25 protein-coding genes, 1 other RNA gene and 1 pseudogene are annotated in these 24741 nt (G+C 72.6%); 19 read left to right on the forward strand and 8 right to left on the reverse strand.

Annotation, left to right across the window (positions count from 1 at the left end; genetic code table 11):
- Positions 1 to 27: 27 nt before the first annotated feature.
- Complete coding sequence (locus tag Ani05nite_RS23070; protein WP_203771331.1) at positions 28 to 612, forward strand: helix-turn-helix domain-containing protein; 585 nt, start codon at positions 28 to 30, stop codon at positions 610 to 612.
- Positions 613 to 666: 54 nt separating this feature from the next.
- On the opposite strand, the gene Ani05nite_RS23075 is transcribed toward Ani05nite_RS23070, so the two are convergent.
- The 3 genes from Ani05nite_RS23075 to Ani05nite_RS23085 form a co-directional block, all read right to left on the reverse strand.
- Positions 667 to 1782, reverse strand: a complete 1116-nt coding sequence (locus Ani05nite_RS23075; RefSeq protein WP_239130517.1) for an SGNH/GDSL hydrolase family protein — start codon at positions 1780 to 1782, stop codon at positions 667 to 669.
- An 87-nt stretch (positions 1783 to 1869) separates the two neighbouring features.
- Positions 1870 to 2709, reverse strand: coding sequence for a class I SAM-dependent methyltransferase (locus Ani05nite_RS23080; RefSeq protein WP_203771333.1), 840 nt, complete (start codon positions 2707 to 2709; stop codon positions 1870 to 1872).
- Between the two features lie 182 nt (positions 2710 to 2891).
- A complete protein-coding gene (locus Ani05nite_RS23085) occupies positions 2892 to 3587 on the reverse strand; it encodes a bifunctional DNA primase/polymerase (protein ID WP_203771335.1) in 696 nt (231 codons plus the stop codon).
- A gap of 245 nt (positions 3588 to 3832) precedes the next feature.
- Between Ani05nite_RS23085 and Ani05nite_RS23090 the strand changes: the two genes are divergently transcribed.
- The 8 genes from Ani05nite_RS23090 to mctP all read left to right on the forward strand — a co-directional run bounded on the left by Ani05nite_RS23090 (position 3833) and on the right by mctP (position 11850).
- Positions 3833 to 5062: a helix-turn-helix domain-containing protein gene (locus tag Ani05nite_RS23090; RefSeq protein WP_203771337.1), complete on the forward strand. Its 1230-nt coding sequence runs from the start codon at positions 3833 to 3835 to the stop codon at positions 5060 to 5062.
- A 16-nt stretch (positions 5063 to 5078) separates the two neighbouring features.
- A complete protein-coding gene (locus Ani05nite_RS23095; RefSeq protein ID WP_203771339.1) occupies positions 5079 to 5663 on the forward strand; it encodes a flavoprotein in 585 nt (194 codons plus the stop codon).
- Positions 5664 to 5684: 21 nt separating this feature from the next.
- On the forward strand, positions 5685 to 6530 hold the full coding sequence (locus Ani05nite_RS23100; RefSeq protein WP_203771341.1) for a Nif3-like dinuclear metal center hexameric protein: 846 nt from the start codon (positions 5685 to 5687) through the stop codon (positions 6528 to 6530).
- A gap of 12 nt (positions 6531 to 6542) precedes the next feature.
- The gene (locus Ani05nite_RS23105) at positions 6543 to 7277 is read left to right on the forward strand and encodes a zinc ribbon domain-containing protein (RefSeq protein WP_203771343.1); all 735 of its coding nucleotides are present in this window, start codon (positions 6543 to 6545) and stop codon (positions 7275 to 7277) included.
- On the forward strand, positions 7274 to 8377 hold the full coding sequence (locus Ani05nite_RS23110) for a bifunctional RNase H/acid phosphatase (protein WP_203771345.1): 1104 nt from the start codon (positions 7274 to 7276) through the stop codon (positions 8375 to 8377). The genes Ani05nite_RS23105 and Ani05nite_RS23110 overlap by 4 nt, the downstream gene beginning before the upstream one ends.
- A 90-nt stretch (positions 8378 to 8467) precedes the next feature.
- The gene (locus Ani05nite_RS23115) at positions 8468 to 9766 is read left to right on the forward strand and encodes a glycoside hydrolase family 18 protein (RefSeq protein ID WP_203771347.1); all 1299 of its coding nucleotides are present in this window, start codon (positions 8468 to 8470) and stop codon (positions 9764 to 9766) included.
- Between the two features lie 208 nt (positions 9767 to 9974).
- Positions 9975 to 10211, forward strand: a complete 237-nt coding sequence (locus Ani05nite_RS23120; protein WP_203771349.1) for a DUF3311 domain-containing protein — start codon at positions 9975 to 9977, stop codon at positions 10209 to 10211.
- Positions 10204 to 11850, forward strand: coding sequence for a monocarboxylate uptake permease MctP (gene mctP / locus Ani05nite_RS23125; RefSeq protein WP_203771351.1), 1647 nt, complete (start codon positions 10204 to 10206; stop codon positions 11848 to 11850). The genes Ani05nite_RS23120 and mctP overlap by 8 nt, the downstream gene beginning before the upstream one ends.
- A 33-nt stretch (positions 11851 to 11883) precedes the next feature.
- Here the strand turns inward: mctP and Ani05nite_RS23130 are convergent, their stop codons facing one another.
- Both Ani05nite_RS23130 and Ani05nite_RS23135 read right to left on the reverse strand, forming a co-directional pair.
- Positions 11884 to 12345, reverse strand: coding sequence for a MarR family winged helix-turn-helix transcriptional regulator (locus Ani05nite_RS23130; RefSeq protein WP_203771353.1), 462 nt, complete (start codon positions 12343 to 12345; stop codon positions 11884 to 11886).
- 26 nt (positions 12346 to 12371) lie between these two features.
- Positions 12372 to 13124, reverse strand: a complete 753-nt coding sequence (locus tag Ani05nite_RS23135; RefSeq protein ID WP_203771355.1) for a sulfite exporter TauE/SafE family protein — start codon at positions 13122 to 13124, stop codon at positions 12372 to 12374.
- Between the two features lie 81 nt (positions 13125 to 13205).
- Between Ani05nite_RS23135 and rnpB the strand changes: the two genes are divergently transcribed.
- An RNA gene (rnpB, locus tag Ani05nite_RS23140) (RNase P RNA component class A) lies at positions 13206 to 13610 on the forward strand.
- A gap of 66 nt (positions 13611 to 13676) precedes the next feature.
- On the opposite strand, the gene Ani05nite_RS23145 is transcribed toward rnpB, so the two are convergent.
- A complete protein-coding gene (locus tag Ani05nite_RS23145) occupies positions 13677 to 14111 on the reverse strand; it encodes a hypothetical protein (protein WP_203771357.1) in 435 nt (144 codons plus the stop codon).
- A gap of 376 nt (positions 14112 to 14487) precedes the next feature.
- Here Ani05nite_RS23145 and Ani05nite_RS23150 point away from each other — a divergent pair, with 376 nt between their 5' ends.
- The 4 genes from Ani05nite_RS23150 to Ani05nite_RS23165 all read left to right on the forward strand — a co-directional run bounded on the left by Ani05nite_RS23150 (position 14488) and on the right by Ani05nite_RS23165 (position 18038).
- On the forward strand, positions 14488 to 14709 hold the full coding sequence (locus Ani05nite_RS23150) for a hypothetical protein (protein WP_203771359.1): 222 nt from the start codon (positions 14488 to 14490) through the stop codon (positions 14707 to 14709).
- Between the two features lie 670 nt (positions 14710 to 15379).
- The gene (locus Ani05nite_RS23155) at positions 15380 to 16441 is read left to right on the forward strand and encodes a type I glyceraldehyde-3-phosphate dehydrogenase (protein WP_203771361.1); all 1062 of its coding nucleotides are present in this window, start codon (positions 15380 to 15382) and stop codon (positions 16439 to 16441) included.
- Positions 16442 to 16450: 9 nt separating this feature from the next.
- Positions 16451 to 17365 carry a serine/threonine dehydratase gene (locus tag Ani05nite_RS23160; protein WP_203771363.1) on the forward strand — a complete coding sequence of 305 codons (915 nt, stop codon included), beginning with the start codon at positions 16451 to 16453 and terminating at the stop codon, positions 17363 to 17365.
- Complete coding sequence (locus Ani05nite_RS23165) at positions 17358 to 18038, forward strand: nucleotidyltransferase family protein (protein ID WP_203771365.1); 681 nt, start codon at positions 17358 to 17360, stop codon at positions 18036 to 18038. The genes Ani05nite_RS23160 and Ani05nite_RS23165 overlap by 8 nt, the downstream gene beginning before the upstream one ends.
- Positions 18039 to 18464: 426 nt before the next feature.
- On the opposite strand, the pseudogene Ani05nite_RS41305 reads toward Ani05nite_RS23165, so the two are convergent.
- Positions 18465 to 19298 (reverse strand): annotated as a pseudogene (locus tag Ani05nite_RS41305) (MFS transporter); the annotation flags it as partial.
- 54 nt (positions 19299 to 19352) lie between these two features.
- Between Ani05nite_RS41305 and Ani05nite_RS23175 the strand changes: the two are divergent.
- The 4 genes from Ani05nite_RS23175 to Ani05nite_RS23190 all read left to right on the forward strand — a co-directional run bounded on the left by Ani05nite_RS23175 (position 19353) and on the right by Ani05nite_RS23190 (position 22800).
- Complete coding sequence (locus tag Ani05nite_RS23175; RefSeq protein ID WP_203771367.1) at positions 19353 to 20264, forward strand: LysR family transcriptional regulator; 912 nt, start codon at positions 19353 to 19355, stop codon at positions 20262 to 20264.
- Entirely contained in the window at positions 20265 to 21410 is a 1146-nt protein-coding gene (locus tag Ani05nite_RS23180) for an ABC transporter permease (protein WP_203771369.1), read from the forward strand.
- Between the two features lie 90 nt (positions 21411 to 21500).
- Entirely contained in the window at positions 21501 to 22115 is a 615-nt protein-coding gene (locus Ani05nite_RS23185; protein WP_203771371.1) for a GTP cyclohydrolase II, read from the forward strand.
- Positions 22116 to 22194: 79 nt separating this feature from the next.
- Entirely contained in the window at positions 22195 to 22800 is a 606-nt protein-coding gene (locus tag Ani05nite_RS23190) for a M15 family metallopeptidase (RefSeq protein ID WP_203771373.1), read from the forward strand.
- Here Ani05nite_RS23190 and Ani05nite_RS23195 read toward each other — a convergent pair.
- Positions 22797 to 23588, reverse strand: a complete 792-nt coding sequence (locus tag Ani05nite_RS23195; protein WP_203771375.1) for a class I SAM-dependent methyltransferase — start codon at positions 23586 to 23588, stop codon at positions 22797 to 22799. The two genes, Ani05nite_RS23190 and Ani05nite_RS23195, sit on opposite strands and share 4 nt — an antisense overlap.
- A gap of 110 nt (positions 23589 to 23698) precedes the next feature.
- Between Ani05nite_RS23195 and Ani05nite_RS23200 the strand changes: the two genes are divergently transcribed.
- Positions 23699 to 24721 (forward strand): aspartate-semialdehyde dehydrogenase, encoded by a 1023-nt coding sequence (locus tag Ani05nite_RS23200; protein ID WP_203771377.1) that lies wholly within the window; start codon positions 23699 to 23701, stop codon positions 24719 to 24721.
- The last annotated feature ends 20 nt before the right edge of the window (positions 24722 to 24741 follow it).

The raw sequence follows: 24741 nt of genomic DNA on the forward strand, positions 1-24741 counted from the left end.
CCCGCAGAAGTGGCAAGCTTTGTTGCCATGACGGCAAACGAGGACGTGTTGGCGGCGGTCGGGCCGCGGCTGCGGGCCCTGCGGCAGGAGCACGGGACGACCCTCGCCGAGCTCGCCGCGACCACCGGGATCTCGGTGAGCACCCTGTCCCGGCTCGAGTCCGGGCAGCGCCGGGCGACGCTGGAGCTGCTGCTGCCGCTGGCCGGCGCCTACCGGGTGCCGCTGGACGAGCTGGTCGGCGCCCCGCCCACCGGCGACCCGCGGATCTACGCCCGGCCGCTGCGGCACCGCAGCGGCCAGACCATCCTGCCGCTGAGCCGGCAGGCCACCGGCCTGCAGGCCTTCAAGCACCTCATCGCCGCCGGCGCTCCGGCCGAGCCGGACCCCAAGACCCATGAGGGGTACGAGTGGCTGTACGTCCTGCACGGCCGGCTGCGCCTGATCCTCGGCGAGCACGACCTGGTCCTGCCGGAGGGGGAGGCGGCGGAGTTCGACACCCGGGTGCCGCACTGGTTCGGCAGCGCGAACGGCGAGGCCGTCGAGTTCCTGAGCATCTTCGGCCGCCAGGGCGAGCGCATGCACGTCCGCGCCCGCTCCACCCGCACCCCCTGAGGCCCGCACGGCAGTGAGGCCCGCACGGCCGTGACACCCGCACGGTCGTGAGACCTACCAGCGCACCGGCAAGGTGGCGACATACGCCTCGAGCCGCTCCGCGATCACCTCGTGGTCGTGCAGCGACGGATGCCAGTGGCAGCCCCCGTAGTCCAGCCCCGCGCTGTCGTAGTACCAGTAGCGGACCAGCTCGTCCCCCTGCGCGTTGCGTTCCTGGACGACCTGCCGCGCGGTGTCGGCGAACGCCGTGGTGCCGGACACCGCGGTCGCGCTGACCACGATGACGGTCCGGGGCCCGTAGCGGGCCCGCAGCTTGCCGAGGAACTCCAGGTAGGCCGCCCGGTACGCGGCGACCAGGCTCTCCGGCGTCCACGGCTCGCCCGGGTTGATCGCCGTGGAGAAGTCGTTGATGCCCAGGCCGATCACCACCAGCTGGGGCCGCCACCGGCCCGGCCGCCACACGTCGCCGTCCACGCTCAGCAGCGCCCGGTCGTAGTAGGTGCGGTAGCTGGTTCCCGGCTCACCGCCGTTGTAGTTGCGCACCATCCCGCGGCCGGAGAACGCGTTGATCTGGTAGTCCGCGTTCAGCTGCCGCGCGGTGCGGGCGCCGAAGCTCAGGTCCGCGTTCGTGGTGCGGTTGACCTCGTCGCCGGTGCAGTCGCGGGTCGGGGACAGGTTGCCGTAGCCCGCGGTGTACGAGTCGCCGATGAACTCGATCTGCCGGTGCCGGGCCGGGGGGCCGGGCAGGATCGCGCCGCCGGGCGCCGCCCGGAAGCCGCCGAACTCGCTGATCGCCCACGGGCTCTCGGACCGCTTGACCAGCCGTACCCGGTGCGCGCCGGGGGCCAGGTCGCGCACCCAGTACGTGGTCCGGCCGGGCGTCACCAGGGTGGCGACCGTCGCGCCGTCGACCTGGACGTCGTAGTCGGCGGCGGCGTCGTCCAGGGCGATCCCGACGCCCGTGCCGCGGAACCGGCCCTCGAAGTAGACCCCGGGCCAGCTGTACCGCGCCGCGTCCCGGGTCGCCTCCACGCGCCCGGCGGTGTGCGCCTGGGACAGCACGGCGCCGGGCCGGACCGGTGGGGGCGCCGCGCCCGCGGCGGTGGGCAGCAGGGCGGTGGGCAGCAGGACAGCCGGCGCCAGGGCGGCGGCCATCAGAACACCGGTCATGCGGCCCGGTCGTACCCGGTCTCGCCGGGCCCGGCGACAGCGCTGAACAATCATGAACGTCGATGTCAGCACTGAACCGGTCAAGTGTCAACCTCGGACGGCGGTGTGGACCGTCGTGGCGCGCAGCAGGAAGACGTCCGGGCGGTGCAGCACGCCCTCCGGGTGATCGGGATCGGCGAGGACCTCCAGCCGGGCCCGGTCGCCGGCCGACAGGTGGTCCGCGAGCAGTTCCCGCGTGCGGCGCAGGGTACGGGCCAGGTGCCGCCGGGCCGGCCCGGGCAGCGGCGCCGGCAGGTCCAGCAGGAAGCTGCGGCTGCGCACCTCGGCGAGCCCGGCCTCGGCCAGCAGCTCCGGCCAGGAGCGCGGCGCGACGACGGCGCCCATCGGGTGCGCGTGGTCCCGGGACAGCGCCTGGTCGACCACGGTGATCCGGGCGGCCAGCCCGCCGTCCGCGGCCGGCGGCAGGTACTGCAACGGCAGGCCGCCCTCGCGCAGCGCGAGCACCCCGCCCGGCCGCAGCAGCCCGGCGAACGCCCGTACGCCGGCTGCCGGATCTGGCAGATGGTGCGCAACGCCGCTGACCCAGATGAGGTCGGCGCGGGGCAGGTCGGCCAGGCCGTCCGGCAGCTTCACCTCCCGGGTGACCACCCGTTCGCCGAGGCCGAGCCGCGCCGCCCGCTCGCGGGCCAGGGCCAGCAGCGGCGCGGCGCCGTCGGCGGCCAGCACGGTCGCGCCGGGCAGCAGCTGGGCGAGCCGGCAGGCCGCGATTCCGGGGCCACTGCCGACATCCAGCGCCAGATCCGCCCGCGGTACGCGCCGCGCGAGCCACTCGAGGGCCTGGTCCACCATCGGCGCGTTGACCTCCGCGTCGGTGATGAGATCGGGACCGAGCTCCGCCCAGTCCACAGTGTCGTGGGAATGCGCCATGCGGCCATCTTCCCCGGCCGTCAAGCCCCGAACGGCCGACCCTGGGAACACACCGTGATCGCATGTTCACTCCTTCGGGTGACTCGACTACCCCAAGGTAGGCAAATAGGTTGTCAGCCACGATGAGTTCCCCGCGCCATGCCCCGATACCGTCGGTCCCGAGAACGTCCGGTGGGTCCCCGTCACGCCGCCCGGCGGGCCGTGGACAGCTGGCGGGGAACACTCACCGCGGCGGCGGGCCGCGGCCGGCGGCCGAGGGCCTCCAGCGCGTCGAGCAGCATCGCCTGGACGGCTGCGGACTCGGGCAGGCGCCAGGCGGTCTGCTCGGGGGAGACGGCCCAGCGGACCGGGCCCTCCGGGGTACGGCTGGGCGCGGCCGGAATCCACGAGCCACGCCCGTGCCGCAGGACGTCCAGGCAGGCGCCGAGCTCCGGTCGCAGGTCGGCGCCCGGGCGTACCAGGAACATCCAGCGTCCCGACGGCGTCACCGCGACCGGACCGCGCGCCTCTCCGCGGCCCGGGCCGAGGACGCCGGTGTGCAGGCGCACCGCGCCCAGCACCCGCAGGCCGACGGCCGCGGGCACCTCCAGCGCGTCGAACGTCCGGCCCGTGGCCAGCAGCACCGAGTACGGCCGCCGGCGCCACCAGCCCGCCACCCGCGCCGGGTCCGTGCTGGCGTCGTCCTCCCAGGACTCGACGGCGGGATGGCAGCCCCGGATCGGGCAGCCCGGCCGGCCGCAGGCGAAACGGTGGCCGTCCAGGCGGGCGCCCGGTGTCACGGCCCACCCCCGGGCGGCGTACCGCAGCGCGGCGCGCCGCAGGCGCAATCGATCCAGGTACTCCCATGGGCCGATCGGCCATCGGTTGCTCCACTGCATGGTCGGAATACCCCCGATCCGGCACTCGTGCCGCTATAGCAGGCGCGACTGCCGTTACCCGGCAGGACACGCCTCGTTTGTTGGGGCAGATCAGCTATTGCAACTTGCATGAGAAACTATCGAGCATCGGTGAGCAGGCGATCACACAAGCTGTGCGACCCGCACGGTCCAGTGAGGTCCACACTGCAGCTGAGACACCGGACATGCTCACCGGCGGGGGTCGCCGGATGAGTGGGGGAGGCACCGTGGACGAGCTGCCGATCGGCCGCCGAGTCGCCTACTGGCGCGGCCGTCGCAAGATGTCCCAGCAGGTCTTCGCGGACCGGTTGGGCAAGTCGAAGAGCTGGGTCGACAAGGTGGAGCGAGGCGTACGCCGGCTCGACAAGTTCTCCGTCGTCTATGAGATCGCCGACGTCCTGCAGATCGACGTCCAGCTGCTGCTGGGCAAGGACGTCGAGCGCCGGCCGGAGACGCAGAACTGCATCGACCAGGTCGAGGTGGAGGAGATCCGCGCGGCCCTGGAGCGGTACGACCAGATGAGCGCGTTCTTCCACCCGGTGCCCGTGGCGCCGCCGCTGACCGAGATGCGCAAGGCGGTGAGCCACGCCTGGCTGACCTACCAGCACGCCAAGTACGGCGTCCTCGCCCGCAAACTTCCCCAGCTGCTGCGCGACGCCCAGGCGGCCGACAGCGCCCACGCCACCGGCGACGAGGCCCGCGACGCGGCGCACCTGCTCGGGCAGGTCTACCAGATCGCCTCGTCGGCGCTGCGCAAGGTCGGCGAGCACGAGCTGTCCTGGCTGGCCGCGGACCGCTCGATCGCGGTCTCGCAGCGGGCCGGTGACCAGCTGCTCGCCGGGATGGCCACGCACCGGGTGGGCATGGCGCTGCTCTCGCTCGGCCGGATCCGCTCGGCCCTGGAGGTCAACGTCAACATCGCCAACCGGCTCGCGCCGATGACCCCCGAGGCGGCCACCCCGGAGCGGCTCTCGGTGTACGGCCTGCTGCTGCTCACCGGGGCCATGGCGGCGGCCCGGATCGGCGACAGCGCCACCGTGCGCGACCTGGTGTGCGGCGCCGAGCAGGCGGCCGGCGCGCTGGGCGGCGACTTCAACTACTACTGGTCGTCGTTCGGCCCGACCAACGTGGAGCTGCACCGGGCCGCGGCCGCGGTGGAGCTGGGCGACGGCGGCAAGGCGATCGAGACGCACAACCGGATCAACCCGGAGAGCTTCGCCGCGATGCTGCCGGAGCGGCGGGCCCACCACTACCTGGACATCGCCCGCGGCTACTCGCAGGTCGGCGACGTGGAGAAGGCCAGCGAGATGCTGCTGGAGGGCGACCGGCTCGCCCCGGCGGAGATCCGCTGCCGGCCGCTCGCCCACGAGGTCATCTCCGACGTGCTGCGACGCACCCGGGGCACACCGCCGGCGCCGATCGCGGAGCTGGCCGAGCAGATGGGAGTCGGCGTATGAGGTGGGTTCTCGGGTGATGAGCATCGACACCTCGCCCGGCGTGCTCTACGTCCTCGTCTGCGGCTCGCCCATCGCCCGCGACGTCGGTGTGCTCGTCGACCTGGCCCAGCGGGACGGCTGGGAGGTCTGCGTGATCACCACGCCGGACGGGCGCAAGTTCATCGACGCCGCCGCCCTGCAGGCCCAGACGGGCCACGCGGTCCGCAGCTACTACAAGAACCCGGGCGACGACGATCTCCTGCCGCAGGCCGACGCGATGATCGTGGCGCCGGCGACGGTCAACACGATCAACAAGTGGTCCGCCGGGATCACCGACACCCTGGTGCTCGGGCTGCTGGTCGAGGGGTACGGCTTCGGCATCCCGACCGTGGTGGTGCCGTACACGAACAAGGTCATGGCGCTGCACCCCACGCTGCACGAGAGCATCGCCCGGCTCCGCAATTGGGGCGTTCAGGTGCTTTACGGCGATGACGTCGTCCGGCTGGGCGGCCCCGGGCAGAACGACCGGTTCCGCAGTCAGTTCCCGTGGCGGCGGGCGCTGCAGGCCCTGCACGCCCGTTTCCCCGCCGACAACCGAGTCGAGCCCGGAGCCCGCTCCTGAAGCTGGGTAGAGTGGGCGGCCGTGACCCACACCGCCGTTGCCCAGCCGACCGTCCGTGACGTGGTGGGCGCCCTGGATGCCCGTTTCCCCCGTGCCTGGGCGGAGCAGTGGGACCGGGTCGGGCCCGTCCTCGGCGACCCGGACGCCCCGGTGCGCACGATCCTGCTGGTGGTGGACTGCGTGGCGGCGACCGTCGAGGAGGCGGTCGCGGCCGGCGCCGACCTGATCGTCGCCAACCACCCGCTGCTGCTGCGCGGGGTCTCCTCGCTCTGGCCCGAGACCTCCAAGGGACGTCTGGTGCACCGGCTGATCAACGCCGGGGTGGCCGTCTACACCGCGCACACCAACGCCGACGTGGCCAGCCCCGGCGTCGCCGACGCCCTCGCCGCCCGGCTCGACCTGGTCGGCCTGCGCCCGCTGGTGCCGGCCGCCCCGGACAGCCCGGCGGCCGGGGGCGGGCGGGGCGCGGGCCGGATCGGCGAGCTGGCCACCCCGATGAGCCTGGCCGAGCTGACCACCTTCGTCGCGCGCCGGCTGCCGGCCACCACCGGCGGGGTGCGCGCGGCCGGCGATCCCGGGCGGGTGATCCGCACCCTGGCGGTGCAGGGCGGCGCGGGCGACTCGTTTCTCGGCGCCGCCGCGGCCGCGGGCGTCGACGCGTACCTGTGTGCCGATCTGCGGCACCATCCCGTGAGCGAGAACCTCGCCGGCGGCGGCCCGGCGCTGCTCGACGTCGCCCACTGGGCGACCGAGCGTCCCTGGCTCGACGAGCTGGCGGGCTGGCTGCGCGCCCAGTTCCCGGTCACGGCCCTCGTGTCCGACCTCGACACCGACCCCTGGACCGTGCACGCGGTCAGCGGAAAATAAGGAGTTCCTCTCGTGAAGGCCGCCCCGCAAGACCAGCGCCGACTGCTCGACCTGCAGGCCGTCGACATCGCGCTGGCCCAGCTCGCCCACCGCCACAAGTCCCTGCCGGAGCTGGCGGAGATCGCCACGATCTCCCGCGAGCTGTCCGCGCTGGAGGACCAGCGGGTCCGCGCCCAGGTCGCCGTGGACGACCTCGACCGCGACATCGCCCGCTTCGAGAAGGACATCGAGCAGGTCCGCACCCGCAAGGACCGCGACACGGCCCGGCTGAACGCCGGCGGCGCGCTGCGCGAGATCGAGGGCCTGCAGCACGAGCTGGCCACGCTGAACCGCCGCCAGTCCGAGCTGGAGGACGCCGAGCTCGAGCTGATGGAGCAGCGGGAGGGCGCCGAGCAGGCGCTCAACGAGGTCAAGAAGAAGCTGGCCGAGGCGAGCGGGCGGCGGGCGGCGGCCGAGGCCCGGCGGGACGCGGCGTACGCCGAGATCACCAAGGAGCAGGAGTTCAAGACGCAGTCGCGCGGCCCGCTCGCCGCCGACCTGCCGGCCGACCTGGTCACCCTGTACGACAAGATCCGCGCGGACACCGGACTGGGCGCCGCGCTGGTGCGCTCCGGTCGCTGCGGCGGCTGCCGCATCGAGCTGTACGGCGCCGACCTGGCCCGGGTGAAGTCCGCGCCGGCCGACGAGGTGGTCCGCTGTGAGGAGTGCCGCCGGATCATGGTCCGTACCGCGGAGTCCGGCCTGTGACTGCCGAGCTCAGGGTCGTCGTCGAGGCGGACGGCGGGTCGCGGGGCAACCCCGGACCGGCCGGGTACGGCGCCGTCGTGCTCGAGGAGGGCACCGGCGAGGTGCTGCTGGAGCGGTACGCCTCGCTGGGCACCACGACCAACAACGTCGCGGAGTACCAGGGCCTGATCGCCGGGCTGCGCGCCGCCGCCGAGCTGGGCGCCACCCGGGTCGACGTGCGGATGGACTCCAAGCTGGTGGTCGAGCAGATGTCCGGCCGGTGGCAGATCAAGAACCCGGGGCTGCGCCCGCTGGCCGCCGAGGCGGCCAAGCTGGTCGACGGCTTCGCCGGGGTGACCTTCGACTGGATCCCGCGCGAGCGCAACAAGCTGGCCGACGCGCTGGCCAACCGGGCGATGGACGAGGCGGCCGGCAAGCCGGTGGCCTTCGATTCCCCCACCGAGCCCAAGGCGCCGCGGAACTGGGCGCCGCCGTCGCTGGACACCGCCACCCGGCTGATCCTGGTCCGGCACGGCGAGACCGCCATGACCGCGCAGGGCCGCTACTCCGGCCGGGGCGACGTCCCGCTCTCGGAGCAGGGCGAGGCGCAGGCGATGGCCGCGGCCGGGCGGGTGGCGGGCATCTCGCGCGACGTCACGGCCGTGGTCTCCTCACCCCTGCGGCGGTGTACGCGCACCGCCGAGCTGATCGCTGCGGACCAGGGCGACATCCCGGTCACGATCCTGCCCGACCTGATCGAGTGCGACTTCGGTGACTGGGAGGGCCTGACGTTCGCCGAGGTCCGCGAGCGCTGGCCGGCCGAGCTGGACCGCTGGCTCGATTCGACCGCCGTCGCGCCGCCGGGCGGGGAGTCCTTCCAGGCCGTGGCCAAGCGGGTCCGCGCGGCCCTGGCGACGCTGCAGTCGGCGTACCCCTCGGGCACCGTCGTCGTGGTCTCGCACGTCTCGCCGATCAAGCTGATCCTGCGCGACGCGCTGGCCGCGGGCGACGCCTTCCTGCACCGGCTGTATCTGGACGCGGCCGGCGTCTCCACCATGGACATGTGGCCGGACGGCGGGATCGCGGTCCGCTCGGTGAATGAGACCGCGCACCTGCGCTGAGGTATTGACCCGCCGGGTGCGGACGTTTAGCTTCCTCGATCAGGAAACATTGTTTTCTATTGATCAGCTCCGTCCGCCCCTGGAGGGCTCATGCGCGGAACATCCCGCCGTCTGGTGGCCGTCGGCGCCGCCGTACTCGTCGGCGTCACGGCCGCACCCGCCGCCGCTCAGGCACACCAGCACAAGTCGTACGTCAAGGTCGGATACTTCACCCAGTGGGGGATCTACGGCCGGAACTTCCCGCTCGCCAAGGTCCAGCAGTCCGGCGCCGCCGCCGGGCTCACCCACCTCAACTACGCGTTCGGCCCGGTCACCGCGGCCGGCGTCTGCGACTCGGCCGACCCGTGGGCCGACTGGGGCGTGCCGTTCAACGACGCGTCCAGCGTGGACGGCGTGGCCGACGTGGCCGGCCAGCCGCTGGCCGGCAACCTCAACCAGCTCGCCGAGCTCAAGCGGAAGAACCCGAAGCTGCGGGTGCTGATCTCGCTGGGCGGCTGGACCGGCTCGGCCACCTTCTCCGACGCCGCCCTGACCGACGCGTCCCGCAAGAAGCTGGTCGGCTCCTGCGTGGACCTGTGGCTCAGGGGCAACCTGCCCGGTCTGCCCGCGGGCGTGGCCGCCGGCATCTTCGACGGTGTCGACCTCGACTGGGAGTGGCCCGGCTCGGAGGGCAACGCCGGCAACGTGATCCGGCCCGAGGACAAGCAGAACTTCACCCTGCTGGCCGCCGAGTTCCGCCGGCAGCTGGACGCGCTGGGCCGCGGCCAGCGCCGGCACTACGACCTCACCGCGTTCCTGCCGGCCGCCCCGGCCAAGATCGACGCCGGCTTCGAGGCGAAGAAGATCTTCAAGTACCTCGACTTCGGCACCGTGCAGGGCTACGACTTCCACGGCTCCTGGGAGGCCCGGGCCAACCAGCAGTCGGCCCTGCGGGTGCCGGCCGGCGCGCCCGACAACCCGGACTTCTCCATCGAGGGCACCATCGACGCCTGGCGCGAGCGGGGGGCGCCGAGCCGCGAGCTGGTGCTCGGCATCCCGTACTACGGCCAGGGCTGGACCGGCATCACCGCCGGCGGCACCGGCCTCTTCGCCCCGGCCACCGGCGGCGCCCCCGGCACGTTCGCGGTGGGCACCGAGGACTACAAGACCCTGAAGACCCTGCCGGCGCAGGGCTTCCAGGTGCACCGGGACTGGCGGGCCGGCCACTCGTGGCTGTTCGACGGCACCACCTTCTGGACGTACGACGACCCGGCGCAGATCCTGCAGAAGACGGCGTACATCCGGGCCGAGGGGCTGGGCGGCGCGATGATGTGGTCGCTGGACGGCGACGACGAGAAGGCCTCGCTCACCCGTACCATCTCGGCCGGTCTCTGGACCCCCTGGCGGTAGCACGGCGGCCGGGGCCGGGGTGGTGTGCCGTTCGGCGCACCACCCCGGCCGTTCGGCGCAGCGTGATCACGGCCTGGCGCATCGTGGGAGAAACCTCTCGGTAACCTGCGGCGATGGCCGTGACCACGGTCACCGCCTCGGCTGAGCCCGCCCGCGGCGGAAACCCATGCGAAGGTCGTTGTCTGAGCTCCGATGAGGAGGTCCCCGCATGTCGGCACCGCGCAGCGACCGCAGCCCGTGGAACTGGCTGCTGGTCATCCCGATCGTGCTCCCGCTGCTCACCCCGCTGTACAACTTCGACGCGCCGCGGCTCTTCGGCTTCCCGGCCTTCTACTGGCTGCAGCTCGCGTTCATCTTCGTCGGCGTCGCCACCACCTCGGTCGTCTACCGGATGACCCGGCGGCCCCGGGTCTCCGCCGCGGCGCGGGAGGCCGGCGATGAGTGACCACATCACCGAGATCGTCGTCTTCACGTTCCTGTTCCTGCTGGTCAGCGTCATGGGCTTCCTGGCCGCCCGGTGGCGCCGGCCCACCGACATGGCCCACCTCGACGAGTGGGGGCTGGGCGGGCGCAGCTTCGGCGGCTGGATCACGTGGTTCCTGGTCGGCGGCGACCTCTACACCGCCTACACGTTCGTCGCGGTGCCCGCGCTCATCTTCGGCGCCGGCGCGGCGGGCTTCTTCGCGGTGCCGTACACGGTGGTCATCTACCCGCTGTTCTTCCTGATCCTGATCCGGCTCTGGTCGGTGTCGCACCGGCACGGCTTCGTGACGCCGGCCGACTTCGTCCGCACCCGGTTCGACTCGCCGCTGCTCGCGCTGCTGGTGGCGATCACCGGCATCGTGGCGACGATGCCGTACATCGCGCTCCAGCTGGTCGGCATCGAGGCCGTGCTCAAGACGATGGGGGTGACCGGGGAGAGCGCGCTCGCCCGGCACGCGCCGATCATCGTGGCCTTCGCGATCCTGGCGGCGTACACGTACCAGTCCGGGCTGCGGGCGCCGGCGCTGATCGCGTTCGTCAAGGACACGCTGATCTACCTCGTGATCATCGTGGCGGTGCTGTACCTGCCGTACAAGCTGGGCGGCTGGGGGTCGATCTTCGACGACGCCAACGCCAAGTTCCAGGCGTCGCCCGCGCCCGGCGACGGTCTCACGCTCAACGCCAACAACCAGCTGCAGTACGTCACCCTGGCGCTGGGCTCGGCGCTGGCGCTGTTCCTCTACCCGCACAGCATCACCGGCGTGCTGGCCAGCCGGAACCGCAACGTCATCAAGCGCAACATGTCGGCCCTGCCGGCGTACAGCTTCCTGCTCGGCCTGATCGCCCTGCTCGGCTACATGGCCATCTCGGCCGGGGTGAAGCCGCTGCCCGGCGCCAAGGCCGGCAGCGTCGACAGCAACACGGTGGTGCCGCTGCTCTTCGACCAGCAGTTCCCGTCCTGGTTCGCCGGCATCGCGTTCGCCGCGATCGGCATCGGCGCGCTGGTCCCGGCGGCGATCATGTCGATCGCGGCGGCGAACCTGTTCACCCGCAACATCTACAAGGAGTACCTGCGCAAGGACGCCACCCACGCGCAGGAGGCCAGCGTCGCCAAGATCGCCTCGCTGGTGGTGAAGGTCGGCGCGGTCGCGTTCATCATCTTCCTGGACCCGCAGTTCTCCATCGACCTGCAGCTCATCGGCGGCATCATCATCCTGCAGACGGCGCCGGCGGTGGCCATCGGCCTCTACACCCGGTGGCTGCACCGCAACGCGCTGGTGGCGGGCTGGGCGGCCGGCATGGCGCTGGGCCTGTGGATGCTCTACGAGATCCCGAACGCGGCGACCAAGCGCGCGCACTTCGGCGGCTCGGCGTTCCCGCTGTCGAAGTTCGGCTTCGACACCCCGAAGACGATCTACGTCGGTTTCGTGGCGGTCGCGCTCAACCTGCTGATCGCGGTGGTCGTGACGCTGATCCTGCGGGCGATGAAGACGCCCGACGGGGTCGACGGCACCGCGCCGGACGACTACTTCGCCGACGAGGGCGACCCGCGGCTGGAGAAGGCCCGCACGACGCCGGAAACCCTCGGTTCCTCGACCTGACCCGCTCCCGAGTGTGCCGCGGCACCGGATGTCCTATCCGGGGCCGCGGCCTTTCAGGTACGCGTCCATGTCGCGGGTGAGCCGCTCCAGCGTTGCGGCCAGTTCCTGGCGCTCTTGGGCCGACCACCCCTGCAGCACCTCGTCGTAGAGGGCCCGGCGGGCCTGGCCCACGGCGTCGACCTGCGCGATGCCCCGCGCGCTCGCGGCCACCACGCTGCCCCGGCCGTCCTGCGGGTCGGGGGTCCGCTCGACCAGGCCGTCGCGGTGCAGCGCGCTGATCTGCCGGGTCACGGTCGAGCCGTCCAGGTTGAGCCGGTTGGCCACGGCGGAGACGTTCTGCGGGCCGGCCTCCTGCAGGAAGCGCAGGATCACGTACGCGGCCCGGTCGAGCGCGCGATGCGGCCGCGGCGAGGAACGGCGGGTGGCCTCGCCCAGCCGCATCAGCATGGCCACCTGGGTCTCGATGATCCCGAGGGCCGCGTCGTCGTCCGCCATCTGTCCTTCCCTGTCGCTCTGCTGCCTCAGCGGAACGCCCGCCACATCAGGATGAGGCCGACGACCGTGCCGAAGGTGACGATCAACGCTTTCAGCACCCGCGCCGGCAACCGGCGGGCCACGTGGGCGCCCGCGTAGCCGCCGACGATCGTGGCGGGAGCGATCGCCAGCACGGCCCCCCAGTGCACCGGCGCGAAGATGGCGAAGACCACAACCGTGACGAGCCCGACACAGGCCGACAAGACGTTCTTCAGTGCATTGATCCGATTCAACGTCTCGTCCAGCACCAGCGCAAGAGCGGCGACGTACATGACCCCGAGCGCGGCCCCGAAGTAACCGCCGTAGATCGCCCCCACGAAGACGACCGCGTGCAGGGCCGCCCGCTTCTCGCCGTGCGCGTGCCCCACCAGGCCCTTGAGCCGGTCCTGGAAGAACAGGATCGCGGCCGCCCCCAGCACCAGGAACGGCACGACCACCTCGAACGCCCGGGCCGGCGTGCCCAGCAGCAGCAGGCACCCGAGCACGGCCCCGGCCAGACTGGTCGGCACGATGGCCCGCAACCGTCGGCCCTGCCCGGCCAGGTCCGCCCGGCTCCCGGCGACGCTGGAGACGTAACCGGGGAAGACGGCGACGGAATTGGAGACGTTGGCGTCCACCGACGGCAGCCCGACCGCGATCAGGCTCGGGAACGTGATCAGCGAGCCGCCGCCGGCGATCGCGTTGACCATCCCGGCGGCCAGCCCCGCGGCGACCAGCAGGACGATGTGGGAGAGATCCATGATGCCGAAGAATCTACGGCCCGCCGGCTCGGTCCGCCCGCGGCGTCCCCGGCCCCGTCAGTAGGATGGTGCCGCGACGGACGAGTCGACCGGGCGGTCGCGTCGGTGTTCCCCCCGGGGAGCACCGCCGAGGAACGTCCGGACTCCACAGAGCAGGGTGGTTGCTAACGGCAACCCGGGGTGACCCGCGGGAAAGTGCCACAGAGAAGAGACCGCCGGCCGCGTGCCGGTAAGGGTGAAACGGTGGGGTAAGAGCCCACCAGCACCCCGGGTGACCGGGGTGGCTCGGTAAACCCCACCCGGAGCAAGGCCAAGCAAGGCCACCGCCGCGAGGCGGGGGCCGGCGCAGGCATTCGAGGGCTGCTCGCCCGAGTCTGCGGGTAGGCCGCACGAGCGTGCCGGCAACGGCACGCCTAGATGGATGACCGCCACCGGCGGCCGCGAGGCCGCCGCGGACAGAATCCGGCGTACAGGTCGACTCGTCCGTCGCCTTCCGGGCCGGCAGCCCTGATCATCGGCCGTGTCCGGGCAGGGCGGCCCCGAGCCGGCGGGTCAGCCCGGACTCGTGATGACGACGATCGAGCTGTTCCAGTAGTGCGCCCGCAGGTCCTTGCCGAGGAGTTCCTGCAGGTCCTCGAACGAAGCCTTCTTCTCCGGGCGGCTCGCGCTGAGGTATCCCGCGCGGTCGAGCTGCTGCAGACCCGCATCGTTGACGACCAGGATCTTGGCGAAGTACGACTGGGTGCTCGCCGGCGGCTTCCGCCGCTGCAACTTGGCCGCCTGGAGCGGACAGTCCACCACCTGGTCGTCGTCGCGGGAGGTGGCGCACTCGCCGTGCACGGAGAACCGGACGGTGAAGTCGGGCCGCACCAGCAGGATGGCGTGACAATCGCCGTGCGGCCCGATGCTGGCGTGCAGCGGCGCCCGGTAGTCCGCCGGCCCTCGGTCGGTGGACAGGGAGAAGGTGTCCGTGGTGCCCTGGTCCACCCCGGCCCTGCAGCTCTGACTGCCGGGCAACCAGTTACTGAGCGATCCCGCGGCGGGGATCAGGATCGGCACTGTGGCGCTGATCGCGGCAGTGGCTGCGGCTGCCCCGAGACTCTGCAGCAGCCGGCGCCGCCTTCGCCCCGCGTCGCGGCCGTCATCATCGGCGTCTTCTTCGGTCATGATCTTGGGACCCCACCCTTCCCCCGGTAAGTCCTGATATGAGCGGAAACGACCTCCTCGATTGGGGGATACGCCGTGGTCGGAAATTGGCACGGGGGTCGAGGATGTCCCGGCCGGACGCGATCGTGTCCGGCCGGTTTTTCGCATCCCCCGGCGGGGAGGCATGTGGTCCGGCCGGTCCGGGTATCACCACCCGGTGACCGCTGATGAGGACAGGCGAGGAACCGCCGCCGCCATGCACGACACCGCCGAGGCTCTCGAGGAGAGTGAGGCGATCCTGCACGAGAGCGCCGAGAGGTCGCCCGACGAGCGGACCCGGCGGCGGCTGCACCGGCTCGGCGACGAGGTGACCCGGCAGGCCGAGGCCATCGACCAGCGGGCCGACCTGCTGACGCCGCCCCGCAGCCCGCAGCGCTGACGCCCCGCGGCCCGCAGCGGTGACACCGGCCGGCGTGCCCGGGGCGGAAACAACTGTGCCAATTTTGGCCGCGGTCCGCCCTCGATCGGGCGAAGAATAGTTGCCGGATGGCACGGGCCGGGTGGGCCGGCGGCCGGGCCGCCCGGATTGTCGGCCAGGTGGGGGATCGTTGGTCGGCGTTCGCCGCCACGACCGGTTTGAATGGTCGACGCGGCCGTACGCCATCGAAAGATCGGATTATCAGAATCGGGCGTGGAATGCCACGCATTCGCCGCGGCGGCCATCAAGCCGATTCAATGCCCTCACCTGGGCCGATCCGGCCCGGCGGCCGCCGCGGGGGTGTGCGGCGGGTGATCAGCGGCGCGGGCCCGGGGAGGTCGGGCCGCGGTGCGGTGGCGACTACTCAAGCGGGGCGCGAACCAAGCCCGCGGTGTTGCCGGGGGACACCATATTGCCAGGTGATCGGTACTGTCCAGAGGGGAATCCACAGTTGAGTAGACTGCCCGGCCGGACCGCCCGGCTTGTGAGGTTCTCGTCGGTCGGCGCCAGTTGACGTGCAACTTGCACACTCATAGTGTCTGAGATGTGACGGCGGGTGCTCGCTGGGTACGATCTCAGCACGGTCGAGCCACGGTACGTCCGTCGACCATCCGGCCGTAGGGAGTTCCTGGTGAGTATCGCGATCGGCATCAACGGTTTCGGTCGGATCGGCCGCAGCGTGATGCGTATTGCCGGTGGCTCCGCGGGTGCGGGAATCACCGTCGCCGCGATTAACGACGTCGCCCCGGTGGACCGATTGGCATATGGCCTCAAGCGTGACAGCCTGCGCGGGCGATTTCCCGGAACGGTGTCCGCCGCGCCCGGCCAGCTCATTGTCAACAATCGCCCGATCTGGGCGTTCGCCGAGTCCCAGCCCGGCCGCATTCCCTGGGCGGAGGCCGGCGTCGACGTGGTCATCGAGGCCACCGGCCGGTTCCGCAGCGGCTCCGGCGCGCGCGAGCACATCACCGGCGGCGGCGCGCGCAAGGTCATCATCAGCGCCTCGGCCGACCAGCCCGACGCCGTGCTGGTCTACGGGGCCAACCACGAGGTCTACGACCCCGGCCGGCACGACGTCATCTCGCCCGCCTCCTGCGGCGTGAACGCGTTGTCGGTGATGGCCAAGGTGCTCCTGGAACGCTTCGGGCTGCGCTCGGTGCACACCTCGGTCGTGCTGGCCCTCCAGGGCTGGCAGAAGGCCCAGGACACGCTGACCGGCTCCTCGCGCGACGATCCCCGGCTGGGCCGGGCGCTGCACGACAGCATCATCCCGCACAACCACGTGGCCGGGGATCTGATCAGCGTCGCGCTGCCCCGGCTGGGCAAGGTGCGCTACAGCTACTACTGCGTGCCCACCCCGGTCGGCTCGCTGGCCGAGCTGACCGGCTTCACCGACCGCCCGGTCAGCCGCGAGGAGGTCAACCGGGCGATGGCCGAGGCGGCGGCCGGCTACCTGGGCGGCGTGCTGGACTACGAGCCCGATCCCACCGTCTCGGTGGACGTGCGGGACAACCCGGCGTCCTGCCTGTTCGACCCGTCCGGCACCCAGACCAGCGCGGACGGCGGGGTGCAGGTGCGCGGGTGGTTCGACAACGAGTGGGGGTTCTCCAACCGGCTGCTGGATCTGGCGCGCCTGGTGGGGGAACGTGAGGCCGTACCGGTTGGTGCCCCGTACCGGTCCGGCGTCGTGTAGAACTGACCGGTGATTGCCACCAGCGAGGTCGATGCGGCGGCGCGCCGCATCGCCGGGCGGATCCGGCGGACGCCGGTCCTCAGCGCCGGGCCGGTGCTCTACAAGCTCGAGTTCCTGCAGCACGCGGGCTCCTTCAAGACCCGGGGCATGTTCAACAAGATCCTGGCCGCGGCCGAGCACGGGTTGCCGGGCGCGGGCGTCATCGCGGCGTCCGGCGGCAACGCGGGCCTGGCCGCGGCGTACGCCGCCCGCGAGCTCGGCGTGCCGGCCGAGATCTACGTGCCGGTCACGGCCCCCTCGGTCAAGGTGGCCAAGCTGGCCAAGCTCGGCGCGCGGGTGGCCCAGGTCGGCACGGAGTACGCGGAGGCCTACGAGGCCGCGTTCGCCCAGGCCGAGGTGACCGGGGCGCTGTTCTGCCACGCCTACGACGACCGGGACATGGTGGCCGGCAACGGCACCCTCGCCCTGGAGCTGATCGAGCAGGTCCCGGACGGCTTCGACACCGTGCTGGTCGCGGTGGGCGGGGGCGGCCTGATCGCCGGGGTCGCGGCGGCGCTGTCCGGCCGGGTGCGGGTGGTCGCGGTCGAGCCGGCCACCTCCGCCGCGCTGCACGCGGCCCTGGCGGCGGGCGGCCCGGTGGACGTCCCGGTCTCCGGGGTGGCGGCCGATTCGCTGGGTGCGCGGCGGGTGGGCAGCATCGCCTACGAGACGGCCGTGTCGGCGGGGTTGACCTCGGTGCTGGTGGACGACCAGGCAATCGTCGAGGCCCGGCGCCAGCTGTGGGAGGACCACCGGATCGTCGTCGAGCACGGCACCGCCGCCGCGCAGGCCGCGCTGAGCTCGGGCGCGTACGAGCCGCAGCCGGGGGAGCGGGTCGTGGTGCTGCTGTGCGGCGCCAACACGAACCCCGCCGACCTTGCTTGAGCAGGTCCGCCTGATCGAGCGGGTCCGGGGGGCCTGCCGCGCCGACCACCGGCTCGAGGCGGCCCTGATGTACGGCTCCTTCGCCGACGGCTCGGCCGACGAGCACAGCGACATCGAGTTCTGGCTGTTCTTCGCCACCGCGCCGCCGGATCCCCGGACCTGGATCGAGCAGGTCGGCCCGGTCACGCATCTGGTGCACAACGAGTTCGGCGCGCACGTGGCGTTCTTCGCGGGGCTGATCCGCGGCGAGTTCCACTTCGCCGGGGCCGCCGACATCGCGTCCGTGCGGCAGTGGCCGGCCGGCGACGTGGTGATCGTGGCCGACCGGCACGGCGAGCTGGCGCGGGCCCGTCCGCAGGGCGTCATCGACCGGACGGCCGACGTCTGCGGCCGCTTCGCCAACTGGCTGCTGCTCGCCCATCACGTCGGCCTGCGGGGTGAGCGGCTGCGGCAGCGCGACGCCCTGGCGCACGCCCAGCGGCATCTGCTGTGGATGGCCCGGCTGGCCGAGGGGCGTACCGAGCACTGGCTCACCCCGTCGCGGCGGGCCGAGGCCGAGCTCGGCGCGGCCACGGTTGCCGCTCTCGGGCGTACCCATGACGATGTGGGCGCGGCCTGGCAGATCGGCCGCGCCCTCTGGCTCAAGCTCGACCCCGACCCGCCCGGGGCCTGATCGCCGAGCTGGACCGGGCGTTACCGAGATGATCGCGGTCGCGCCCAGCAGGGCCAGCAGGATGCCGCTGAACCACAGCATCGCGGTGGTCGCCGGCAGGAAGCGGGTCGCGATGCCCAGCCCCAGCGCCGGGCCGATCAGCCCGAGGTAGGCCACCAGGAAGAGGCCGGCGAGCGCCTCGCCGCGGACCGCCGGGGCGGCCATCGCGGCGACCGCGCCGACCGCGGACTTGAACAGCAGGCCCGCGCCGCCGCCCGCGACGGCCCCGCCGGCCAGGAACAGGCCCAGCGTGGACAGGTGCATCCCGGCGCCGAGCACGACCAGGCCGGCGGCCTCCGCGGCCAGGCCCGCGGCGAACCGGTGGGCGGGGTCGATCAGGTGGGACCCGGCCTGGGCGGCGGCCGCCGCCCCGAAGACCAGGAACACCACGACGCCGGCGAGCAGCCGGCCGGGGTGGTGCAGCGCGCCGGCCACGAAGCTGGGCGCGAGCGAGGTGAACAGGCCGAAGACCGCGAAGCCGGCGAACGCGCCGGCGGCGGCGACCGCGTAGCGGAGCCGGTCGGCCGCGGCCACCCGGATGCGCTGCGGGCGGTAGCGGGGAGCGACGGCGGGCGCGACCACCGTCTCGGGTGTCGCCGCGACGGCGACCGCGCCGAGCGCTAGCAGGACCAGGAAGACCAGGTACGGGGTACGCAGCGGAGCGTCGACGAACTGCGCCAGGGCCCCCGCCACCAGGGTGCCGGCGCCCAGCCCGCCCAGGTTGGCGGCCGCCGAGACCAGCTCGAACCGCTGGCGTCCGGCCTGCGGACGGTGCGCGACGTGCAGCTCCAGCAGGTACGCCGTGGCGGTGGCAGTGATCATGCCGACGCCCAGCCCGGTGACGAACCGGGCGACCAGCAGCCCGGGCAGGGCCGGCCAGACCAGGAAGAGCACCGCGGCGACGGCCTCGAGGCCGAGGGCCGGCAGCAGCACGCGCCGGCGGCCGACCCAGTCGGAGACGTGGCCGGCGAGCAGCAGGCTGGTCACGACGCCGACCGCGTACACGGCGAAGACGACCGTCACGGTGAACGGGGAGAAGCCGTCCTGCCGCTGGTAGATCGGGTAGAGCGGGGTGGGCACGGTGGAGAACGCCATCGAGACGGCGAAGACGGCGGCGATCAGCCAGAAGCCGGCGCCGTGGCGGGCGGAACCCGGCCGGCTCGCCGGCTTGCGGGGTGCGGCGGTAACGGTCATGACCTCACAGTGCGGCCGGATGAGCATCAAGTCCAACGAAGGTTGATGCTCGTATCCATCACCGAATGCGATAGTTGAGGCATGGAGCTTCGCCACCTGGCCTACTTCGTCGCCGTCGCCGAGGAGGCCAGCTTCACCCGGGCCGCGGCCCGGCTGCACGTGGTGCAGTCCGGCGTCTCCGCCGCCGTCAAGGCGCTCGAACGGGAGCTGGACGCGCCGCTGCTGGAACGCACGTCCAAGCGGGTCGCGCTCACCGACGCGGGCACCGCCCTGCTGCCGCGGGCCCGGGCCGCGCTCGACGCGGCGCGAGCGGCCCGGGACGCCGTGGACGAGGTCCGCGGCGGGCTGCGCGGCACCCTGCGGATCGGCACGCTGACCTCGATCGCCCTGGTCGACCTGCCCGCGCTGCTGGGCCGCTTCCACCGCACCCACCCCGACGTCACGCTGCAACTGACCGTGTCGACCCGCGGCTCGGGCGGGCTGGTGGACGCGCTCGGCGACGGCACCCTCGACCTGGCGCTGGTGTCCGTGCCGGGGCGCCCGCCGGCGGGCGTGCGTATCCGGCCGCTGCTGCGCAGCCCGATGGAGCTGGTGCTGCCGGCCGGTCACCGACTCGCCGGGGCGCCGGTGATCCGGATCCCCGGGCTGGCCGACGAGCAGTTCGTGGACTTCCCGATCGGCTACGGCAACCGCACGGTGGTGGACCGGGCGTTCGCGGCGGCCGGGGTGGAGCGGCAGGTGACGCTGGAGGTGATCGACATCAGCACCGGGGCCGGCTTCGTGCGGCACGGGCTGGGCGTGGCGATCCTGCCGCGGTTCGCCGTACCGGATGAAGCGGATCTCGTGGTGCGGCCGGTGGCCGACGCGGACCTGGACTGGCCGCTCGGCGTGGCCACCTCGGCCGTCCGCGCGCCGAGCGCGGCCGCCCGGGCGCTGCTCGCCATGATCGACGATCACCTGCGGCCGCCGGGCGCTCTCCGCGATGCTGGGTGAATGTCCGACGACACCCGGATTCAGTCGGTTCATCAGTTCCGCCGGTTCGCCCTGGTGGTGTGCCTGGTCGGCGTGGCGGTGCAGCTCGCGCTGACCGCCTACTACCTGGGCATGGGACACAAGGCCACCCCGCACGGCGTACCGGTGGGCCTGATCGCGCCGGCCGCCAAGCGCGCGCCGATCGTCGAACTGCTGGAGCGCGACGGGGTCTTCGCGGTCAGCGACTACGCCAACGTCACCGACCTGGAGGCGGGGATCAAGAGCCGCCAGGTGTACGGCGGGGTCGACGCGAGCGCCGCACAGCCGCACCTCTATCTGGCCTCCGCCGCCGGGGCGGCCGCCGCCAGCCTGCTGCGCGGCACCTACACCGCGGTGGTCGGCCAGCAGAACGCCCAGCAGCTCGCGGAGCTGGCCGAACGGGGCGACACGATCCCGGTCGCGCAGGCCCGGACGATCGCCGCCATCCCGGCGGTCACCGACGTGGTGCCGCTGCCGGCCGACGACGTCAACGGCGCCTCCCTGGGCTTTCTCACCCAGGCGCTCGCCCTCGGCGGGACCATCGCCTCGGTCGGGCTGGGCCGGCTGATCCCGCGCACCCGCCGCTCCTGGAAACGCGGGCTGGGCCACCTGGGCACCCTGATCGTGTACGCGCTCGGCTCGGCCGCCGCGGTGCACTGGTCGATGACCTGGTTCGGGGTCGGCGCGGGGGCCGACCACCCGGAGATGTTCGGGATCTTCGCGCTGCTGTCGCTGGCCGTCACCGGCTCGACGGCGGGCGCGGTGGCCCTGTTCGGTCCGGGCGGCGCGCTGCTGGGCGGTCTCTACTTCACGGTGGGCACGGTGATCTCCGGCGCCAGCATCCTGCCCGAGTTCCTGCCGGCGTTCGGCCGCCACCTCGGCGAGAACCTGCCGACCGGCGCCGGCGTGCAGGCGGTCCGCGACAATCTTTATTTCCCGGCCGCGCCGATCGGCGCGCACCTGCTCGTGCTGGCCCTCTACGCCGGCCTCGGCTGCCTGATCGTGCTGGTCACGAACCTGTTGCCGAACCGCGGGGACCGCACCAGCGAGGTCGATCTGGACCTCCGGGACCGCATCGAGGGCCACGAGCACCGCGAGTCCGTGGCTATTCCCCCGGCCGTTGCTTGATCCGTTGTGACGTTTGGCTCGTGGTTTCCCTAGCAGGGGCGGCGTAAGGTCAGCCGTGTACTTGAAGCGTCAAGTGCTTAGGGAGCTCTCATGTCTTTGGCTATTCGCAGCCGGGTCACCGTGCCGCTGAAGTTCGCGGACGGGTACGCCACCACGGCCGAGGTCATCACCTTCGACGGGCTCGCCGACGGCAAGGAGCACCTCGCGCTCGCCCTCGGCGACGCCTTCGGCGCCGAGGTGCCGCTCGTCCGGCCGCACTCGGAGTGCCTGACCGGGGACGTGTTCGGCTCGCAGCGCTGCGACTGCGGGCCCCAGCTGCGCGAGGCGGTCGAGCGCATCGCCGGCGCCGGGGGCTTCCTGCTCTACCTGCGCCAGGAGGGCCGGGGCATCGGGCTGTACGCCAAGCTCGACGCGTACGCGCTGCAGGACCTCGGGCTGGACACGTACGAGGCGAACCGGGCGCTGGGCCACGCCGACGACGAGCGGGACTACACCGCCGCGGCGCAGATGCTGAGCGCGCTGGGCGTGGGCCCGGTCGACCTGCTCACCAACAACCCGGACAAGCCGGCCCAGCTGCGTGCGCACGGCGTCGAGGTACGGGCCGTGGTGCCGACGCAGGTGCACGCCTCGGACGCCAACGTGCGCTACCTGCAGGCCAAGGTCGCGCACACCGCGCACACCATCGACCTGCCCCTGGCGGTCTGACTTCCGGTTCCCGCTCAGGCATATTCGCGTTGCGCCGAACGGTAGGGCGACATGCCGTCGAGCACGGAGGTATCCCGCTGTGGGAATCGAGGCCGTCAACAGCCGCATCGCCGACATCCAGAGCCGGATCATCGCGATGCAGACCCAGCAGGCCGCGGCCACCAAGAGCGCATCGGCCGCGTCGACCACGTCCGGCGCCCCGGTCGCGGGCGCCAGCTTCGCCACCGCGCTCGCGGACGCCATGGGAACCCAGTCGTCCGCGGGCGCGGCGAAGTCGTACTCGCTGAACAGCAAGGGGATCCCGACCGAGCTGGCCGCCTACGGCAACGGCCGGATCCCCGCGACCGCGCTGGCCCAGGTGGGCGACACCCGGCACAAGCTGTGGGCGCCGGCCGCGGAGTCGCTCACCCGGATGGTCTCCGACGCCAAGGCGCAGGGCGTGACCATCGGGATCACCGACTCGTACCGCTCGTACGCCGAGCAGGTCGACGTCGCCCGGCGCAAGGGGCTCTACTCGCAGGGCGGGCTGGCCGCCAGGCCCGGCACCAGCGAGCACGGCTGGGGCATGGCCACCGACCTCGACCTGAACGCCAAGGCGCAGACGTGGATGCGGGCCAACGGCGAGAAGTACGGCTTCGTGGAGAACACCCCGCGGGAGCCGTGGCACTGGGCTTTCAAGCCCTAAGCCTTCACGCAGATCAGCTCACCGTGCAGCAGCGACATCCAGCCGTCGGGGTGCGCCGCCCACTGCTGCCATGCTGCGGAGATCTTGTCGACGTCGGCGCCCTCCTGCTTCGCCTGTCGCGCCAGGTCGGATTCGCGGATGCGGTCGGCCCACATGCCGCCCCACCACTGGCGATCCTCCGGCGTCGCGAAGCACCACGTGCTCGACGTCGCGGTGACGCCGGTCAACCCGGCGGCATGGGCCCAGGAGAGCAGCCGGCGGCCGGCGTCGGGCTCGCCCCCGTTGGCGCGGGCGATCCGCCGGTACAGGTCCAGCCACTCGTCCAGCTCCGGCAGCCGGGGGAACCAGGCGAACGCGGCATAGTCGCTGTCGCGTACCGCGATCACGCCGCCCGGCTTGGTCACCCGGCGCATCTCGCGCAGCGCGGTGACCGGGTCGCCGACGTGTTGCAGCACCTGGTGGGCGTGCACGACGTCGAAGGTGTCGTCGGCGAAGTCCAGCGCGTGCACGTCGCCGACGGCGAAGTCGACGGTGTCCAGCCCGCGGCGGGTGATCTCGGCCCGGGCCAGGCTCAGGGCCCGCTCGGTGGGCTCCAGGGCGGTGACCCGCCCGGGTGTGATGTGCGTCGCCAGGTCGGCGGTGAGGGTGCCGGGGCCGCAGCCGATGTCCAGCAGGGTGTCGCCGGATTTCAGCCGCGGCAGCAGATACGCCGCCGAATTTTCTGCGGTGCGCCAGCGGTGCGAGCGCAGGACCGATTCGTGATGCCCGTGGGTGTAGACAGCAGCCATGCCCCGAAGTTACGGCCGCGTCTCGAATATCGGGAGAATATTCTTGATATATGAGACAGCGGCGGTAAGCCGATTTCGCGGAGTGGCTGGCAGGCCGTAGTTTTGTGGCCATGAGGATCGGCATCGTAGGGGCGACGGGGCAGGTCGGTGGCGTCATGCGCCGCATCCTGGCCGAGCGCCAGTTCCCCGTTGACCAGCTCCGGCTCTTCGCCTCGGCGCGCTCCGCCGGGCGCACCCTGTCCTGGGGTGACGGCGAAGTGACCGTCGAGGACGCGGCCACGGCCGACTACCGCGGACTGGACATCGTCCTGTTCTCCGCGGGCAAGGCCAGCTCCCTGCAGTACGCCCCCCAGGTCGCCGCGGCGGGCGCCGTGGTGATCGACAACTCGTCGGCGTACCGGATGGACCCGGACGTGCCGCTCGTGGTGGCCGAGGTGAACCCGGACGCCATCGCCCAGCGGCCCAAGGGCATCATCGCCAACCCGAACTGCACCACGATGGCCGCGATGCCGGTGCTGCGCCCGCTGCACGCCGAGGCCGAGCTGGTGGCGCTGGTCGCCACGACGTACCAGGCGGTCTCCGGCGCCGGACTGGCCGGCGTCGCCGAGCTGGACGAGCAGATCAAGAAGGTCGCCGACCGGGCCACCGAGCTGGCCTTCGACGGCAGCGCCGTGGAGTTCCCGGCGCCCCGCTCGTTCGCCCGGCCGATCGCGTTCAACGTCCTGCCGCTGGCCGGCTCGATCGTCGACGACGGCCGCGGCGAGACCGACGAGGAGCAGAAGCTCCGCAACGAGAGCCGCAAGATCCTGGGCATCCCCGGGCTGAAGGTGTCCGGCACCTGCGTGCGCGTACCGGTCTTCACGGGTCACTCGCTGCAGGTGAACGCCCGCTTCGCCCGGCCGGTCACGCCGGAGCGGGCGCGGGAGCTGCTCGCCGCGGCGCCCGGTGTGGAGCTGTCGGACGTGCCGACGCCGTTGCAGGCGGCCGGCCGCGACCCGACGTTCGTCGGCCGGATCCGCGCCGACGAGACGGTCGACAACGGGCTCGCGCTGTTCCTCTCCAACGACAACCTGCGCAAGGGCGCGGCCCTCAACGCGGTGCAGGTGGCCGAGCTGGTGGCGGCCACGCTCTGACCATCGCTGCCGTCGCGGCC

The organism is Actinoplanes nipponensis (genome assembly GCF_016862275.1).
GTDB classification, from domain to species: domain Bacteria; phylum Actinomycetota; class Actinomycetes; order Mycobacteriales; family Micromonosporaceae; genus Actinoplanes; species Actinoplanes nipponensis.